Annotated in this window: 15 protein-coding genes; 7 read left to right on the top strand and 8 right to left on the bottom strand. The window is 73.2% G+C overall.

Annotation, left to right across the window (positions count from 1 at the left end):
* Nucleotides 1-62 precede the first annotated feature (62 nt).
* The 3 genes from RYN42_RS01710 to radA form a co-directional block, all read right to left on the bottom strand.
* Complete coding sequence (locus RYN42_RS01710) at nt 63-1,121, bottom strand: LacI family DNA-binding transcriptional regulator (protein ID WP_315093178.1); 1,059 nt, start codon at nt 1,119-1,121, stop codon at nt 63-65.
* Between the two features lie 68 nt (nt 1,122-1,189).
* A complete protein-coding gene (locus RYN42_RS01715; protein WP_315093179.1) occupies nt 1,190-1,417 on the bottom strand; it encodes a hypothetical protein in 228 nt (75 codons plus the stop codon).
* Between the two features lie 108 nt (nt 1,418-1,525).
* Entirely contained in the window at nt 1,526-2,947 is a 1,422-nt protein-coding gene (gene radA, locus RYN42_RS01720; protein ID WP_315093180.1) for a DNA repair protein RadA, read from the bottom strand.
* A gap of 74 nt (nt 2,948-3,021) precedes the next feature.
* Here radA and RYN42_RS01725 point away from each other — a divergent pair, with 74 nt between their 5' ends.
* From RYN42_RS01725 to RYN42_RS01740, 4 genes are all read left to right on the top strand, one after another.
* A complete protein-coding gene (locus tag RYN42_RS01725; RefSeq protein ID WP_315093182.1) occupies nt 3,022-3,666 on the top strand; it encodes a TetR/AcrR family transcriptional regulator in 645 nt (214 codons plus the stop codon).
* Entirely contained in the window at nt 3,663-4,589 is a 927-nt protein-coding gene (locus RYN42_RS01730) for an ABC transporter ATP-binding protein (protein WP_315093184.1), read from the top strand. The genes RYN42_RS01725 and RYN42_RS01730 overlap by 4 nt, the downstream gene beginning before the upstream one ends.
* The gene (locus tag RYN42_RS01735) at nt 4,586-6,202 is read left to right on the top strand and encodes an anibiotic ABC transporter (RefSeq protein ID WP_315093186.1); all 1,617 of its coding nucleotides are present in this window, start codon (nt 4,586-4,588) and stop codon (nt 6,200-6,202) included. Before RYN42_RS01730 ends, RYN42_RS01735 begins: the two co-directional genes overlap by 4 nt.
* 67 nt (nt 6,203-6,269) lie before the next feature.
* Nucleotides 6,270-7,073 carry a hypothetical protein gene (locus RYN42_RS01740; RefSeq protein ID WP_315093188.1) on the top strand — a complete coding sequence of 268 codons (804 nt, stop codon included), beginning with the start codon at nt 6,270-6,272 and terminating at the stop codon, nt 7,071-7,073.
* Nucleotides 7,074-7,092: 19 nt separating this feature from the next.
* Here the strand turns inward: RYN42_RS01740 and RYN42_RS01745 are convergent, their stop codons facing one another.
* Nucleotides 7,093-7,944: a helix-turn-helix domain-containing protein gene (locus RYN42_RS01745; protein WP_315093189.1), complete on the bottom strand. Its 852-nt coding sequence runs from the start codon at nt 7,942-7,944 to the stop codon at nt 7,093-7,095.
* Between the two features lie 77 nt (nt 7,945-8,021).
* Between RYN42_RS01745 and RYN42_RS01750 the strand changes: the two genes are divergently transcribed.
* The gene (locus tag RYN42_RS01750; protein WP_315093191.1) at nt 8,022-8,453 is read left to right on the top strand and encodes a DUF1761 domain-containing protein; all 432 of its coding nucleotides are present in this window, start codon (nt 8,022-8,024) and stop codon (nt 8,451-8,453) included.
* Nucleotides 8,454-8,504: 51 nt separating this feature from the next.
* Here the strand turns inward: RYN42_RS01750 and RYN42_RS01755 are convergent, their stop codons facing one another.
* From RYN42_RS01755 to RYN42_RS01770, 4 genes are all read right to left on the bottom strand, one after another.
* On the bottom strand, nt 8,505-8,882 hold the full coding sequence (locus RYN42_RS01755) for a VOC family protein (protein WP_315093192.1): 378 nt from the start codon (nt 8,880-8,882) through the stop codon (nt 8,505-8,507).
* A 100-nt stretch (nt 8,883-8,982) separates the two neighbouring features.
* Nucleotides 8,983-10,440, bottom strand: a complete 1,458-nt coding sequence (locus RYN42_RS01760) for a HAMP domain-containing sensor histidine kinase (RefSeq protein WP_315093193.1) — start codon at nt 10,438-10,440, stop codon at nt 8,983-8,985.
* Entirely contained in the window at nt 10,440-11,177 is a 738-nt protein-coding gene (locus RYN42_RS01765; RefSeq protein ID WP_315093194.1) for a response regulator transcription factor, read from the bottom strand. The genes RYN42_RS01760 and RYN42_RS01765 overlap by 1 nt, the downstream gene beginning before the upstream one ends.
* Before the next feature lie 62 nt (nt 11,178-11,239).
* Entirely contained in the window at nt 11,240-11,893 is a 654-nt protein-coding gene (locus tag RYN42_RS01770; RefSeq protein WP_315093196.1) for a TetR/AcrR family transcriptional regulator, read from the bottom strand.
* A gap of 166 nt (nt 11,894-12,059) precedes the next feature.
* Between RYN42_RS01770 and RYN42_RS01775 the strand changes: the two genes are divergently transcribed.
* Nucleotides 12,060-14,519 carry a glycoside hydrolase family 3 C-terminal domain-containing protein gene (locus RYN42_RS01775; RefSeq protein WP_315093198.1) on the top strand — a complete coding sequence of 820 codons (2,460 nt, stop codon included), beginning with the start codon at nt 12,060-12,062 and terminating at the stop codon, nt 14,517-14,519.
* Nucleotides 14,520-14,622: 103 nt separating this feature from the next.
* Entirely contained in the window at nt 14,623-16,305 is a 1,683-nt protein-coding gene (locus tag RYN42_RS01780; RefSeq protein WP_315093200.1) for an ABC transporter substrate-binding protein, read from the top strand.
* Nucleotides 16,306-16,322: the final 17 nt, after the last annotated feature.

A 16,322-nucleotide genomic window follows, 5' to 3' on the forward strand; every position in this document is an offset into this window, starting at 1 on the left:
CGGCGGTCACGAACCGCATGACGGACCCCTCCGCACGTGCGGGTTCGCTCGTTCGACACGCCTCACGCAGGTGCTGGAGCCGTGCTGTCGCGGACCACCAGGTCGACCGGGATGCGGTGCTCCTGCGGCTCGGCCGGGTCGCCGGCCCGGAACCGGGCGATCGACGAGGTCAGCGCGGCGGCAGCCGCCCGGCCCTTGGCGACGAAGTCCTGGTGCACGGTCGTCAGGGCGGGGCGCAGCCGGCGGGCCAGGGGCGAGTCGTCGAAGCCCACCACCGACAGGTCCTCCGGAACCCGCAGCCCGAGCTCCTCGGCGGCGTGCACCACCGCGGCGGCCATGAGGTCCGAGAAGCACAGGACCGCGGTCGGTCGCTCGTCGAGGGCGAGCAGCGCCCGCGCGCCCTGGGAGACGTACGGCTCCGCGTTGTCGTGGACCTCCATGACGACGGGCGTCACCCCGGCGGCGTCCAGCGCGCGCATCCAGCCGATCTGCCGCTCCCGCGCGACGAAGCCCGAGCCGGCCGCGGCCGGGTCTGGTGCGAGACCGGGGGGCTCGTAGGAGTTCATGGTGAGGATGCCGATCCGGCGGTGGCCGAGGGCGAGCAGGTGCTCGGCACCGAGGACCGCCCCGTGCTGCTCGTCCAGGAGCACGCTGTCCGAGCCCTGCACGGGCTCGCCGTCGACGAACACCAGCGGCAGCCGGCGCTTGACCAGCCAGTCCACCGCCGGGTAGTCGCCCGCGCACCCGTAGACGAGGGCGCCGTCCATGGGGATGTCGCGCGCGGGGATCATGGTCTCCGAGCTGGTGGAGGGCAGGAGCACCACCGCCATGCCGGTGGGGGCCAGCTCCTCGGCGACCGCCCCGAAGAAGGCGGCGGCGATCGGGTCGAGGAACGCGGTGCCGATCGACTCGGTCAGCAGCACGCCGATCGCGCCGGTGGTGCCCCGGGCGAGCGCGCGGGCCGACGGGTCGGGGCCGACGTACCCGAGCTCTGCGGCGGCCGCGAGGATGGTCCGGCGCATCTGGGCCGAGAGCTGGTCGGGGCGGGAGAACGCGTTGGAGACGGTCATCCGGCTGACCCCGACGCGGTCCGCGATCGTCTGCAGCGTCACCCGGGACATGACGCCACCCTGTTCCGCTCCATGCGGGACAGGGTAGGTCGCCCGGACGTGTGCCGGGGTGGAGATGGTCACCGCGCGGGCTGACCGTCGCACGGGCTGGTCGGCGTGATGGCGTCGGCGAGCTGGTGCAGGGCGCCGGCCAGGGTGCGCCGGGTGCGCGGGACGCGAGCGCGGGGGGTGTGCGGAGCGCGGTCCGGCTCGGGGACCTCGGGTGCCCACGGGCGCGAGCTCTCCGCCTCGTGCCGCGCAGCGGCGACGCCGAGCAGCAGTCCGAGCTGCGGGTTGTCCATCGACATCGGGCTTCTCCTGTCGTCCAGAGGATTGTCTGTACCGCTAAAGTAACCCTCGGCTCTGTACCGGTCAAGAGGATCCGCGGACAAAGTCCGAGTACGGCCCGACGGCCGTCAGCGGCGGGCGCTACCGGCGAGGTCCGGCACCAGCCCGGCGGCGGTGACGGCCTCCACGAGGTCGGCGGCCGTGAGCACGGTCAGCCCTGCGGGTGGGGTGGCGCCGTCCAGCGCCCCGGCCGGCACGATCGCGCGGGTGAAGCCGAGCCGGGCAGCCTCGGCCAGCCGCCGGCCGACCCCCGAGACGGTCCGGATCTCCCCGGCCAGCCCCACCTCGCCGATGGCCACCAGCCCGCGCGGCAGGGCGACGTTCTCGCGCGAGCTCACGGCGGCCAGCGCCAGCGAGAGGTCCGCCGCCGGCTCGACCACGCGCGCGCCGCCGATGGTCGACACGTACACGTCCTGGTCGGCCAGTCGTGCGCCCAGCCGGCGCTGGAGCACGGCGAGCACCATGGCCAGGCGGCTGCTGTCGACCCCGCTGGTGGTGCGCCGCGGGTTGGGCACCGCGCTGGGCGCCACGAGCGACTGGACCTCGACCACCAGAGGGCGTCGACCCTCCAGCGTCACGGTCAGGCAGGTGCCGGGCACGGCGTGCAGGGCCTGCGAGATGAACAGGCCGCTCGGGTCCGCCAGCCCGACGATCCCCGACTCGGACAGGTCGAAGCAGCCGACCTCGTCCGTCGGGCCGTAGCGGTTCTTGGTGGCCCGCAGCATGCGCAGGCGGGAGTGCCGCTCGCCCTCGAACTGGCAGACGACGTCCACCAGGTGCTCGAGCGTGCGAGGGCCGGCCACCGAGCCGTCCTTGGTGACGTGCCCGATGAGCACCACCGGCAGGTCCCGCGCCTTGGCCGCCTGGATCACCGCGGTGGCCACCTCGCGCACCTGGGAGACGCCCCCGGCGGTCCCCTCCACCTGCGCGGAGGCGATGGTCTGGATGGAGTCGAGCACGAGCAGGTCGGGGTCCACGTGCTCGATGTGCCCGAGCACCGTGCCCAGGTCCGTCTCCGCCGTGAGCAGCAGCTGCGGGTCGAGCGCGTGGATCCGACCCGCCCGCAGACGCACCTGCGCGGCGGACTCCTCGCCGGTCACGTAGAGGACCTTGCGGCCCGTGCGCGCCGCCCGCGCGGCCACGTCCAGCAGCAGGGTCGACTTGCCGACGCCCGGCTCGCCGGCCAGCAGGACCACGGCGCCGGGCACCAGGCCGCCGCCGAGGACGCGGTCGAGCTCCTCGACGCCGGTCGGTCGGGCCCGTGCCGTCTCCACGTCGATCTGGTCGATGGGCCGGGCGGGCGACCGCGTCGGCGAGGTGGCGACCGTCCGCGGGGCACCACCGCCGGGGCCGGTGTCCTCGACCACCGATCCCCAGGCCTGGCACTCGCCGCACCGGCCCACCCACTTGCCGGCGGTCCAGCCGCACTCGGTGCAGCGGAACGCCGGACGAGCGCTGCGGTCGGGGCGCTTCGGGGAGGTCGAGGTCACGGGCCGCACGCTAACCGGAGCGTCTGACACGAACCCCTTGCGCCACGGCTGAACACGCGTTTAACGTAGTGAACGTGCGTTCAGACGACGACCTCACCGCCCGCGCCCGCATCCGCGACGCGGCCGTCGCGCGCTTCGGCCGGGACGGGTTCGCGGCCCCGCTGCGCACCATCGCGGAGGACGCCGGGGTGAGCGCCGGCCTGGTGATCCACCACTTCGGCTCCAAGGACGCCCTGCGCGCCGCGTGCGACGAGCACGTGCTCGGGGTCATCCGCGCGGAGAAGTCGGCCGCCATCAGCACGATGTCGCCCAGCGAGACCATCGCGCTGCTCGCGAAGGTGCGCGAGTACGGACCGCTCTTCGCGTACATCGTGCGCAGCCTGCTCGAGGGCGGCGCGCTCGCCGGGCACTTCGTCGAGGGACTCGTCGACGACGCCGGGGCGTACCTGGAGGCGGGGGAGACGGCGGGCACGATCCGGCCGTCGGTGGACCCCGCCGGGCGGGCCCGCCTGGTCGTCGCCACCCAGCTCGGCCTCCTCCTGCTCGCGCAGCTGGAGGGCACCGCAGGCCGGGGCGTCGCGCCCACCGAGGACCCGGGCGCGGCCATCGAGGAGCTGGTGACGCGCTCGATGCTGGCCGGCCTCGACCTCTACACGCACGGCCTGTTCACGGACAGCTCCTATCTCGACGCCTACCTGGAGTACAAGGAGAAGCCATGACCGACGCCATCGCGGTCAGCGGACTCGTCAAGACGTTCGGCGCCAAGCGCGCGCTCGACGGGTTCGACCTCACGGTCCGCACGGGGGAGGTGCACGGCTTCCTCGGACCCAACGGAGCGGGCAAGTCGACGACCATCCGCGTGCTGCTGGGCCTGCTGCGCCCCGACGCGGGCGACGTGCGGCTGCTGGACGGCGACCCGTGGCGCGACGCCGTCGCGCTCCACCGCCGCCTCGCCTACGTGCCCGGCGAGGTGAACCTGTGGCCCAACCTGACCGGCGGCGAGGCGATCGACGTGCTCGGCCGGCTGCGCGGGGGCCTGGACCGGCGCCGCCGGGACGCCCTGGTCGACCGGTTCGAGCTCGACCCCCGCATCAAGGGCCGCGCGTACTCCAAGGGGAACCGGCAGAAGGTCGCGCTCGTCGCGGCGCTGGCGGCGGACGTCGAGCTGCTGCTCATGGACGAGCCCACCAGCGGCCTCGACCCGCTCATGGAGGCGGTGTTCCAGCAGGTGGTGCAGGAGGCCGCGGCGGACGGCCGGACCGTGCTGCTGTCGAGCCACATCCTGGCCGAGGTCGAGGCGCTGTGCCGGCGCGTGACGATCATCCGGCAGGGCCGCGCGGTGCAGAGCGGGTCGCTCGAGGAGCTGCGCAGCCGGACGCGCACCACGGTCACGGCAGGGCTTCGCGACGCCGACGACGCCGAGCGCACCCTGGCCGGGCTCGACGGCGTGCACCACGTCCAGCGCGACGACGGGCACCTCACGGTCGACGTCGACACCGCCTCGCTCAACGACGTCCTGGCGCGGCTGACCACGTTCGGGGTCCAGTCGCTGACCGCGCACCCGCCGACGCTCGAGGACCTGTTCCTGCGCGAGTACAGCGACGAGCTGGAGACGCTGGGTGTGCCGGAGGCGTCACGATGACCACCGCGCTCGACGCACGCGGGAGCGAGCTGTCCGGCACGCCGGGGCTCGTCCGGGTGGCCCTGCGCCTGGACCGGTGGCGCACGGTGGTCTGGGCGGTGGCCGTGGCGGGGCTGACGCAGGTGTCGGTCAGCTCGATCGTGGAGCTGTACGGGTCGCCGGAGTCGCTGGCCAGCCGCGCCCAGCTCATCTCCTCGCCGGCCGCGACGGCCCTGGCCGGACCGGGGTACGGCCTGGACGACTACACGGTCGGCGCCATGACGGCCAACGAGCTCGGGCTCTGGGTCATGCTGCCCGTCGCCATCATGGCGCTGCTCACCGTGACCCGGCACCTGCGCGCCGCGGAGGAGGACGGCCGGCTCGAGCTGGTGCGGTCGGCGCCCGTCGGCCGGGACGCCCCGGTGGTCGCGGGGCTCGTCGCCGCGGCGGTCGCGACCCTCGCGGTCGGTGCCCTGACGCTCCTCGCGCTGCTCAGCACCGGTCTCGACGCCGTGGGATCCGTCGCGCTCGCGGGCGGCATCGTCATGGTCGGTCTGGTCTTCGCGGGCGTCTCGGCCGTCGCGTCCCAGCTCACCGCGCACGGGCGGGCCGCCAGCTCGATCGGCATGGCGGCGCTCGGCGTCGCGTTCGTGCTCCGTGCGGTCGGCGACGTGCGCGGGCCCGAGAGCACGAGCGTCCTGACCTGGCTGTCGCCGTTCGGGTGGGCCCAGGCCACCCGCGCGTACGTCGACGAGCGGTTCTGGCCGCTCGGCATCGGGCTCGTCGTGGCGGTCGCGCTCGTTGCGGTGGCGTTCTGGCTGGTCGGTCGGCGTGACCTGGGGACGGGCCTGCTCGCCGAGCGGCTGGGCCGGCCGCGTGCGTCGGCACGCCTCACGGGCCTGGTGGCGCTCACGGTGCGACGGCAGGCGGGTGCCATCGCCGCGTGGGGCATCGGCGTCGTCGCCATGGGCGCGCTGGTCGGGATGCTGGCGGGCGCGGTGGTCGACTTCATCGCCACGGAGCCGCAGCTCGAGCAGCTCTTCCCGGCCGGACCGCAGGGTGCGGCGGCGTCCGCCTTCGCGATCTACGTGGTGTTCCTCGCGGTCGTCGCGGCCGCCTACTGCGGGACCGCCGTCGGTGCGGCCCGAGCCGAGGAGACGGCGGCCCGGGGCGCGCTCGTGCTCTCGGGCCCGGTGTCGCGCTACCGGTGGCTCGGCGCGCAGGTCGCCGTGGCGGGTGCCGCGGCGGTGGTGATGATGCTGGTGGCGGGCCTGCTGATGGGGCTCATGGCGGCGACGTCCCTCGGTGACGACGCCTACGTCGGACGCATGCTCGGCGCCGCGGCGGGCACGCTGCCCGCGGTGGGGATCGTCCTCGGCGTCGCCGTCCTCGTGATGGGCGTCGCGCCGCGCGCGTTCGGGCTGGTCTGGCTCTACGTCACCTACGTCGGCGTGGTGGGGATGTTCGCCGAGCTGCTGCCGGACGGCTCCGACGTGCTGTCTCCGTTCACCTACCTCCCGCGGATGCCCGCCGAGCCCGTGGACTGGCCGCCCGTGCTGGGGGTCAGCGTGGTCGCGGTCGCCCTGATCTGCGCGGGGCTCGCCGCGTTCCGGCGCCGTGACGTCGTGGGATGACCCGGCGTAGGTAGGCTGCGGGGCGTCCGGCGAGGGTTCGGGCGACGCGATGCAAGGGGGAGCCCCGATGAGCGACACCGGCCGTCCCGGCCCCGACCGACCGATCGGCCAGCCGGTCCCGCCGATCTCGAACTGGCAGGCGCAGCCGCCGACGCCGCCCAGCGGTCCCGTCCAGGGCGACGCCCGCACCGGTGTGCCGTCCTCGTTCGCGGTCCCGGCGACCACCGGGTCCGAGCCGCCGCCCGAGCAGGCGACCGGCCGCCCCCGTTGGCTGATCCCCGCCATCATCGGCGCCGTCGTGCTCATCGCCGCCGCGATCATCATCGGCATCGTCGTCAGCTCCGGTGGCGACGACACCGTCGAGCAGCCCCCGGCTGTCGCCGAGACGACCGTCCTGCCGTCGCCGACGCCGACCGTCGCACCGGCCGCCCGCCCCGCGACCAGCGCGTTCGCGTCCGCGCTGCCGGTCAGCGTCCTGCAGTACGCGCTGGCCACGTCGGGCCCGGACGCCGAGTGGCAGGCCGCCGGTGCCCTCGAGGCGTACACCGAGACCTACACCGACGGCGCCGACGGCACGCTCACGGTCCGTTCCGGCCAGTGGGAGACGCCCGCGGAGGCCGTCGCGTACGCCGCGGCGCTCGTCGCAGGACTCCCGGCCGCCCCGAGCGCCGACCCGTCCGCGTCCCCCTCGGGGCCGACGCTGCCGAGCACCGGCGAGGTCACGGCCGGCGACGCCGCGGCCGGCACGTTCACGATCGCCGATGCCAGCGACGGCACAGGCGTCGCGGTCTGGACCAACGGCACGACGGTCTTCCGCGCGACGGCCCCGCTGGCGGACATCGTCAACGTCTACAACGCGTTCCCGCTCTGACCAGACCGGCCGGGCACCTTCATGACGACTCGGTGAGCCGTCGCAGGGTGCGCCGGTAGGTTCCGGGCGTCGTGCCCGTCGCCGTGCGGAAGTCGCTGGTGAGGTGCGCCTGGTCGGTGTAGCCGAGCTGGACCGCGACCGCGGCCAGCTCGTCGTCGCCGTGCACCGCGATCGCCCGGGCTGCCTCCTGGAGGCGCAGACGCCGGGCGGCCTGCTTCGGTCCGATGCCGAGCGTGGCTGACAACGCCCGCTGGATCGTTCGTTCGCTGACGTCGAAGTGCCGAGCGAGCGTGGTCCCCGTCCGCTGGTGGGCGCCGGACCGCAGCTCGTCCAGGACACGGTTGGCCAGCAGGTGCGTGGACGGCGCCGGGTGCCGCCGCATCAGGTCGACGACCAGGCCGCTGGCCGCTCGGGCGCGTGCCTGCGGCGTGCGCTCCTGCGCGATGCGGACCATGAGGTCGTGGAGCCGGCTGTCGAGCCGGGCGGTGAGCGGCAGCGTCGCGTCGGCGAGGTCGTGGGGTCGCAGGGAGCTGAGCACCGCCAGACCGGCAGGCCTCAGCCGTATCGCGAAGACGTCGCCTGAGCCTTCGATGCGCCGGTGCCACGCCCGGCGGTGCACGCCGGTCACCACCAGCGCGGCCGGGACGGACCCGGTCTCGATGGAGAGGGTGATCGCCGGCAGGTCGACGATCGCCTGGTCGACGACCTCTCCGTCGTCCATGCGCCACCGAACGTGCCAGAACTGGTCGACGACGTCGTGCACCGCCGGGTCGGGCTCGAGCCATCGCGCGGCGTACCGGGCGAGGTTGCCGGGGTGCAGCACGCCGGAGGGCTCGTCGGACCGGATGGGCCGCCCGGCGGGCACCGCCACGGGCGAGGTCGTCGCTGCATCGCCGGTGTCGCGTTTCTCCAAGACGTCGCGAGGGTGTGCTCCCGACGATGGCACTCGTGACCACCACCTTCGATCTGTTCGGGGACCTGCGCTGGTTCGCCGTCCCCGTCGCCACTCTCGCCTACTTCCTGCTCGGCGCGGTGTGGTTCACGCCGCTGTTCGGCAAAGCCTGGGACGACGCGATCGGTCACCGGCGGGTCGCGGGCGATCGGTTCTCCGCGGCGTACTACGTGGTGCCGCTGCTGAGCTCCCTGCTCGTCACCGTCACCATGGCCGCGCTCCTGGCACGGTCTGGCACCGAGGGACTCGTCGACGCTCTCGCACTCGCTGTGGTCGTCGGGCTCGGTGTGGCCCTGGCGATCTCCGTCACCAACGCGCTCACGCCTCACACGCCGCACCCGTTCCGCCTCGGACTCATCACGGGCGGCTACCACCTGATCGGCATCGTCGTCGTCACGCTCCTGCTGGCGCTCATGACCAGCACGTGAGGGCCGGAGAGAACCACGTGGGTGGGAACGCCACCCACGATGTTCTCGTCCTCAGCTGGCGGCGATGATCGACAGGACGTTGCCCGCGGGGTCGGTGAACCAGGCGATCAGCGGGCCACCGCCCCGGAACACGTAGTCCTCGTCGGTCTCCGTCGGCGTGCCCTCGTACCGTTCGAACGGGACCCCCCGCCCCCGCAGCTCCGCGACGGTGGCGGGGACGTCCTCGACGGGGAAGTTCAGCACGGTGTAGCTGGCCGGGGCGTGCGCCGGGCCCTTGGGGTAGACGAGCACGTCATGACCCTCGAAGTGCAGGAAGAGCATGCCGTTCTCCTCGGTCACGTCGAGCCCGAGCGTGTCGGCGTAGAACGCCAGCGCGGTGGGCACGTCGTCGGTCGAGAAGCCGCTGAACGCCTTGCTGAGGTCCGCCATCGGTCGCTCCTGTCGAGGTGTCGGGTGAGGAACCCGTCCAGCCTGGCGCGCCGCCGCCCCCGCGGCCACCCCTCGACGTCCGCACCCCGGGGCGGTCGGGTCAGCGGGCTGCGGGGAGGGTGACCGTGAAGGTCGTGCCGTGGTCGCTGTCGACCGCCAGGGTGCCGCCGTGCGCGGTGACGACGGCGCTGGCGATCGCCAGGCCGAGGCCCGTGGACCCGGTGGCGCTGTTGCGGGAGGCGTCGCCGCGGGTGAACCGCTGGAACAGGCTCTCGCGCAGCGCGGGCGGGATGCCGGGACCGTCGTCGGCCACCTGGACCACCACGTCGTCGCCCGTGCGCCGGACGCGGACCGTGACGGTGGTGCCCGCCGGGGTGTGCAGCCGGGCGTTGGACAGCAGGTTGGCCAGCACCTGCCGCAGCCGGTGGTCGTCGCCGGTGACCAGGACCTCGTCGGACGGCAGGTCGAGCCGCCAGTCGTGGTCCGGGCCGGCGGCGTGCGCGTCGGTGACAGCGTCGATGGCCAGCACGGTCAGGTCGACGGGTTCCGACGCCAGCGGGCGGCCGGCGTCCAGGCGGGCGAGCAGCAGCATGTCCTCCAGCAGCCCGGTCATCCGCAGAGACTCCGACTCGACCCGGGACATGGCCTGCAGGGCGCTCACGGGCAGCTCGTCGGGGGAGCGGCGGACCAGCTCGGCGTACCCGCGGATGGACGCCAGCGGGGTGCGGAGCTCGTGGCTGGCGTCGGCGACGAACTGCCGGACCTGCGACTCGGACTCGTGCCGCGCGGCCAGCGCCTGCTCGACGTGCCCGAGCAGCTGGTTGAGGGCGGCGCCCACCTGCCCGACCTCGGTGGCGGGGTCGGTGTCCTGCGCGGGCACGCGGTCGGCCAGCACCACCTCGCCGCGGTCCAGCGGCAGCCGGGCGACCCGGTTGGCGGTCCCGACCACGCGGTCCAGCGGCCGCAGCTCGCGGCGCACCAGCACCATGCCGACGGCCGCGGCCACCAGCAGGGCGAGCGCGGCGACCACGAGCTCGACCACGACGAACGGGGTGACGGTGCTGGTCACGGACGAGGTGGGCAGCGCGGTCACCGTGGTGGTGCCGTCGGCGTCGGTGCTGGAGACGGCGCGGTAGGTGCCGAGCCCGTCCAGCGTGATCGTGTGGATGTCCCCGTCGGTGGGGACGGCGAGCATCTGCGCGGTCTGCGCGTCGGTCAGGGCGGTCGGTGTGCCGTCGTCGTCCACGAAGCCGGCCTGGAACACGGTCAGGTCCGCCGGGTCGACCCCGGCAGGCTGCTCCACGTTGACCGTGCCCGCGTCCTGCCCCGGACGGAAGTCGCCGGTGCCGACCGGGGGTGCGGGGACCTCGTCGGGCGCCCTGTCGCCCTCCCGCGGGAAGTCCGCGGCACGCCTGTTGGCCGCGGTGAGCTTCTCGTCCAGCTGCGTGACCAGCGAGCTCTGCAGCGCGAGCGTCGACACCGTGCCCATCGCACCGGCGACCACCGCGACGAGCACCACGACCATGACGACCAGGCGCCGGCGCAGGGTCCAGCGCACTAGACGGAGGGCTTCAGCACGTACCCGACGCCGCGCAGCGTGTGCAGCATCGGCGTGCGGCCCTTGTCGATCTTGCGACGCAGGTAGGACACGTACAGCTCGACGATGTTCGCCTGGCCGCCGAAGTCGTACTGCCAGACGCGGTCCAGGATCTGGGCCTTGGACAGCACGCGCTTGGGGTTGCGCATGAAGTAGCGCAGCAGCTCGAACTCGGTGGCGGTCAGGCGGATGTCCTCGCCGTCGCGGGACACCTCGTGGCTGTCCTCGTCCATGCGCAGGTCGCCGACCACCAGCACGGCCTCCTCACGCGCCGACACCGCACCGGTCCGGCGCAGCAGGGCACGCAGGCGCGCGACGACCTCCTCCAGGCTGAACGGCTTGGTGACGTAGTCGTCGCCACCGGCCGTCAGGCCCGCGATCCGGTCCTCGACCGCGTCCTTGGCGGTGAGGAACAGCACGGGGACGTTCGGGTGCGTGGCGCGCACGCGGCGGAGCACGTCGATGCCCGACAGGTCGGGCAGCATGACGTCGAGCACGATGACGTCGGGGTCCAGCGTCTTGGCGGCCCGGACGGCGGCGTGGCCCGACAGGGCGTGCTCCACCTGCCAGCCCTCGTAGCGCAGTGCGGTGGACAGCAGCTCGGCGAGGGTCGGCTCGTCGTCGACGACGAGGGCGCGGACGGGGGTGCCGTCTGCTCGGGACAGGGCGTCGGGGCGGCGGATGGTGGACGTCGACATGACCTCAGCGTGACGGCGCTGCCTGTCCTGCGCCTGGGCCGACCCTGTGAATCGCCTGAGCGTCAGGCCAGGGGCTGCGGGCGCTCGGGGCCCTGCAGCGCCGCGGCCAGGATCGCCTCGATGGCGAACTGGGTGGACGTCGGCAGGTCGACGCCGTCGTCGAGCAGCCACTGGACCTGCAGCCCGTCCATGACGCCGATGATCGCGCTGGCCGCGCAGTCGGCGGTCTCGCGGGACACCCTGCCCTCACCGACGGCGATCACGGCGTCCGCGATCTCGCCGCGCAGGACACGGAACCGGTCGGTGACCCAGCCGCGGGCGGGGTGGTTCTCGGTCACGGACTCGCCGGTCAGCACCGAGTAGCTCTGGACGATGCCGGGCCGGTCGACGTTCATGCGCGCGGTGCGGACCAGGTGCTGGAACAGGCCGAGGCCGCCGGGGATGTGCTGGCCCTCCAGGTCGCGGACGTCCTCCTTGTCGCGGTACTCCAGCATCTCGACCAGCAGCTGCTCCTTGGAGCCGAAGTGGTGCAGGACGCCCGCGTGCGTGATGCCGACCTGCTCGGCGACCTCGGCGAGCGAGCCGTTGTTGTACCCCTTGGACCCGAAGGTGACCGCCGCTGCGCGCAGGATCTCCGCGCGACGGTCCGCCGTGGCCTGACGGGGCTGCCGCGCGCGGCGCTTCGGCACGGCAGCGGGGGGAACGGCGTCGTCCATGACCGAAACCATACTGTGATCTTTGCACTTACTGACAAGTCAGTAAGTTGTGCTTTCATTCTCCCCAGACGACAACGCTGTCCGATCGGAGAAACCCGCAGTGTCACTCGACACGGCTCCCCAGCCGCCCACGGCTGAACGGCCCACCTCAGAGCTCTCCGCCATCTTGGCTGCCCTCAGCCTGGAGGAGAAGACCCGCCTCGTCGTCGGCGCCGGTCTGTGGTCCACCACGGCGATCCCGCACATCGGCCTGCGCGCCATGCACGTCTCGGACGGCCCCGCCGGCGTCCGCGGCATCTCGGAGTCGACCGACGAGACCTCCGCCTCCTTCCCCGCCCCGAGCGCGCTCGCCGCCACGTGGGATGTCGACCTGGCCGACCAGGTGGGCCGCGTGTTCGCCGCGGAGGCCCGCCGGCACGGTGTCGATATCGTGCTCGCCCCGCAGGTGAACCTGCAGCGCACCCCGGTCGGTGGCCGGCACTTCGAGTGCTACTCCGAGGACCCGCTGCTCACCGGCGACATCGCGGTGCACGTGGTCCGCTCCGCGCAGGACCGCGGGGTCGGCATGTGCGTCAAGCACTTCGTCGCCAACGACTCCGAGACCCAGCGCACCAGCTACCTGTCGCGCGTCGACGAGCAGACGCTGCGCGAGGTCTACCTGGCGCCCTTCGAGCGGCTGGTGCACGACGCCCAGGCGTGGTCCGTGATGAGCGCGTACTCCGGGATCGACGACGGGACCACCGCCGCGACCGCGGCCGAGCACCGCCCGCTGCTCACCGGCGTGCTGAAGGACGAGTGGGGCTTCGACGGCGTCGTCATGAGCGACTGGGTGGCCACCACGTCCGTCGCCGCCGCGGCCGAGGGCGGTCTCGACCTGCAGATGCCCGGCCCGGACGGTCCCTGGGGCGACGGGCTGCTCGACGCGGTCCGCACCGGCGAGGTCAGCGAGGCTCTCCTCGACCAGAAGGTCCTGCGCCTGCTGCGGCTCGCTCAGCGCGTCGGCGCCCTCCACGGGGTGGCGCCCTCGGGGGCGGACCGCGACCGGGTGGCCGACGTGGACGTGCGCGGCGTCCTGCGCGAGCTGGTGTCCCGGTCGATGGTGGTGCTCCGCGACGACGAGCACGCGCTGCCGGTGTCGCCCGACCAGATCACCCGGATCGCCCTGCTCGGGCCCAACGCGGTGCACCCGTTCGTGCAGGGCGGCGGGTCCGCCTTCGTCCGACCGGACCACCTGTCCACGCCCGAGGCCGCCGTGCGCGAGGCGTTCGGAGAGGTCCAGGTGGACGTGCACCCGGGTGCCGTGTCGCGCCTGCTGCCGCCCTCGCTCGACCTGGCCGGCCGGTGCACGACGCCCGCGGGGAGCGCCGGCGCGCTCGGCGAGCTGATCGACGCGGACGGGGCCGTCCTCGCGGCGGTCGACGTCACGCAGTGGAGCGGCTGGCTGCGCGAGGTGCCCGGCCCCGCGGTCGCGCTGCGGCTGCGTACCACCGTCCGGCTCGACGAGCCCGGCCGCCACGAGGTCGGCGTCGGCACGGTCGGGCGGCACCGGATCACGGTGGGCGGGCAGGTCCTGTCCACCAGCGACCGCGTGGTCGGCGCCGAGGTCATCCTCGACTCCAGCGTCAACCAGCCACCCCCCGCGACCCTCGTCATCGACGTGACCGAGCCGACGACGGTCGAGGTCGACGCCCTGGTGCAGGCCGTGCACCCGGTCGGGTACGCCAGCTTCGCCCGCGCCGAGCTGGTGCACCGCACGCCCGGCACGTCCCCGGACGAGCTCCTCGCGGTCGCCGTCGAGGCCGCCGCAGCCGCCGACCTGGCCATCGTCGTCGTCGGCACCAACGAGGAGATCGAGTCCGAGGGGTACGACCGCACGTCGCTCGCGCTGCCCGGCACCCAGGACCAGCTGGTCAAGGCCGTGCTCGCCGCCAACCCCAGGACCGTCGTCGTGGTGAACGCCGGCGCCCCCGTGCTGCTGCCCTGGCTCGACGAGGTGCCCTGCGTGCTGTGGGCGTGGCTCGGCGGTCAGGAGTGGCCGCAGGCGCTGACGGACGTGCTCACCGGCGTCACCGAGCCCACCGGGCGACTGCCCTGGACGCTGCCCGCGCACGAGTCCGACGTGCCGGTGCCGGACGCGATCCCCGTGGAAGGCGTCGTCGAGTACCACGAGGGCGTCCACGTCGGGTACCGCTCCTGGCTCCGGCTCGGCCGCACCCCGGCTGCGCCCTTCGGTCACGGCCTGGGATGGACCAGCTGGGAGTACGAGGGCGTCGCGCAGCGCCTCGACGCCGACGGCTCGGTGGTCCTGGACGTCACCGTCCGCAACACCGGCGCCCGCGATGGGCGCGAGGTGGTCCAGGTCTACGTCGAGCCACCCACGGAGGACACAGCGCGGGAAACCGCTCGTCCTTCCCGTTGGCTCGGCGGGTTCAGCGTCGTGCACGCCGCAGCCGGCGAGCACGCGGTCGTCCAGGTCCGGGTGGACGCGAAGGCGTTCCGGACGTGGGACTCGGCACGGCCCGGCTGGGTCACCCCGGCCGGTACCTATCCGCTCCGCGTCGGCCGCTCCTCGAGCGACCTGCGCCTCACGGTCGACGTGGCCCTCCCCGGTCCCCCGCCGGCCTAGCGCCACCCAGCAGCCCGACCAGCACAGCTCCGGTCCGACGAGATCCGCAGTCCCGTCGGGCCGGTACGACCAGCAGTTCCACATCCAGTGCAAGGAGGCACTCGTGAGAATCCGCAAGCTCTCGACGGTGGTCGCAACGGCGGCCACCCTCGCGCTGCTCGCCACCGCCTGCTCCGGCGGCAGTGGCACCAGCGACGACCCGACCGGCGCCGACGGCGTCTCGGACAAGATCCTGACGATCGGCATGCCGAACGGCCCGCAGCAGCCGAACCAGAACCCGCTCGCGAACGGCTCCGCGTCGCTCTCGCTCGGGTACGCGTTCGCGGTCTACGAGTCGCTCATGCAGGTCAACGAGCTCAAGCCGACGGACCCCCCGACGCCGTGGCTCGCCACGTCCGTCGAGTGGAACGCCGACTCGACGCAGGCCGTGATCACCGCCCGCGACGGCGTGAAGTGGTCCGACGGCACGGACTTCACCGCCGAGGACATCGCGTTCTCCATCCAGCTCCGCAAGGACACCAAGGAGCTGAACACCGACTTCCCCGACCAGTACGGCGACATCACGGTCGACGGCAACAAGGTCACCGTCAACTTCCTGACCGGCCAGTACGTCAACCAGGTCAAGCTGCTCAAGCTCCTCATCGTGCCCAAGCACCTGTGGGAGGGCCAGGACGCGGTGACGTGGACCGACGACGAGATGATCGGGACCGGCCCGTTCACGCTCAAGTCGTTCACGCCGCAGGCCGTCACGCTCGAGCCGAACACCGACTACTGGGGCGAGACCCCCAAGGTCGGCACCCTGCGGTACGACACGTTCAACGACAACGCGGGCCTGACCACGGCGCTCACCACCGGTGAGGCGCAGTGGGGCTGGACGTTCATCCCGGACTTCGAGAACACGTTCATCGCCAAGGACCCCGACCACTTCCACCAGGTGGCGGGCGGCGGCTTCGGCGTCGACGTGCTCTACCTGAACAACGAGACCAAGCCGTTCAACGACGTGGCGTTCCGCCAGGCGCTGAACATGGTCGTGGACCGCGCGGACATCTCGACCACCGCCGGGTACGGCGTCTGGCCGCAGATCAAGAGCGTGACCGGCCTGCCGCAGCCCTCGGGCGACGCGTTCATCTCGGACGCGTACGCGGACCAGGAGCTCTCGGTCGACGTCGACGGTGCCAAGGCGGTCCTCACGGAGGCCGGCTACACCTGGGACGGCGCGGGTGCCCTCGTGGACCCGGACGGCGAGAAGGTCGCCTTCACGCTGCAGAACCCGACCGGCTGGACCGACTACCTCGACGCGCTCGGGATCATCTCCGAGGGTGCCAAGGCGCTCGGTGTGGAGGCGCCCGTCGAGGGCGTCGTCCAGGACACCTGGTTCAACGACATCATCCCGTTCGGCAACTTCCAGGCGTCGCTGCACTGGACCGACGGGGGCTCGACGCCGTGGAACATGTACTCCAACATCATGGACGGCGCGTCCTACGTGCCGCTCGGTGAGTCGGCCACCTGGAACTTCGGTCGCTACAAGAACGACGACGTCACGAAGGCACTGGCCGACTTCAAGGCCGGCACCTCGGACAACGACCGCGCGGCTGCCCTGGACGTCGTCCAGAAGCACTTCGTGGAGGACGTCCCCGGCCTCGTGATCTGGTCGCGTCCGGCCGTCGCGCAGTACTCGACGGTCAACTACACGGGCTTCCCCACCGCTGAGGACCCGTACGCGAACCCGCAGCCGACGGGTCCGCAGGCGGCACTCATCCTGTCGAAGCTGACACCGACCGAGTAAGCCCACGCGGTACGGCG

This window comes from uncultured Cellulomonas sp., from assembly GCF_963527515.1.
Lineage (GTDB): Bacteria > Actinomycetota > Actinomycetes > Actinomycetales > Cellulomonadaceae > Cellulomonas.

Bases quoted from the DNA above. Each gene is read 5' to 3' on its own strand.
- RYN42_RS01710 (WP_315093178.1), bottom strand. From the start codon at position 1,121: ATGTCCCGGGTGACGCTGCAGACGATCGCGGACCGCGTCGGGGTCAGC.
- RYN42_RS01715 (WP_315093179.1), bottom strand. From the start codon at position 1,417: ATGTCGATGGACAACCCGCAGCTCGGACTGCTGCTCGGCGTCGCCGCT.
- RYN42_RS01730 (WP_315093184.1), top strand. From the start codon at position 3,663: ATGACCGACGCCATCGCGGTCAGCGGACTCGTCAAGACGTTCGGCGCC.
- RYN42_RS01735 (WP_315093186.1), top strand. From the start codon at position 4,586: ATGACCACCGCGCTCGACGCACGCGGGAGCGAGCTGTCCGGCACGCCG.
- RYN42_RS01740 (WP_315093188.1), top strand. From the start codon at position 6,270: ATGAGCGACACCGGCCGTCCCGGCCCCGACCGACCGATCGGCCAGCCG.
- RYN42_RS01755 (WP_315093192.1), bottom strand. From the start codon at position 8,882: ATGGCGGACCTCAGCAAGGCGTTCAGCGGCTTCTCGACCGACGACGTG.
- RYN42_RS01765 (WP_315093194.1), bottom strand. From the start codon at position 11,177: ATGTCGACGTCCACCATCCGCCGCCCCGACGCCCTGTCCCGAGCAGAC.
- RYN42_RS01770 (WP_315093196.1), bottom strand. From the start codon at position 11,893: ATGGACGACGCCGTTCCCCCCGCTGCCGTGCCGAAGCGCCGCGCGCGG.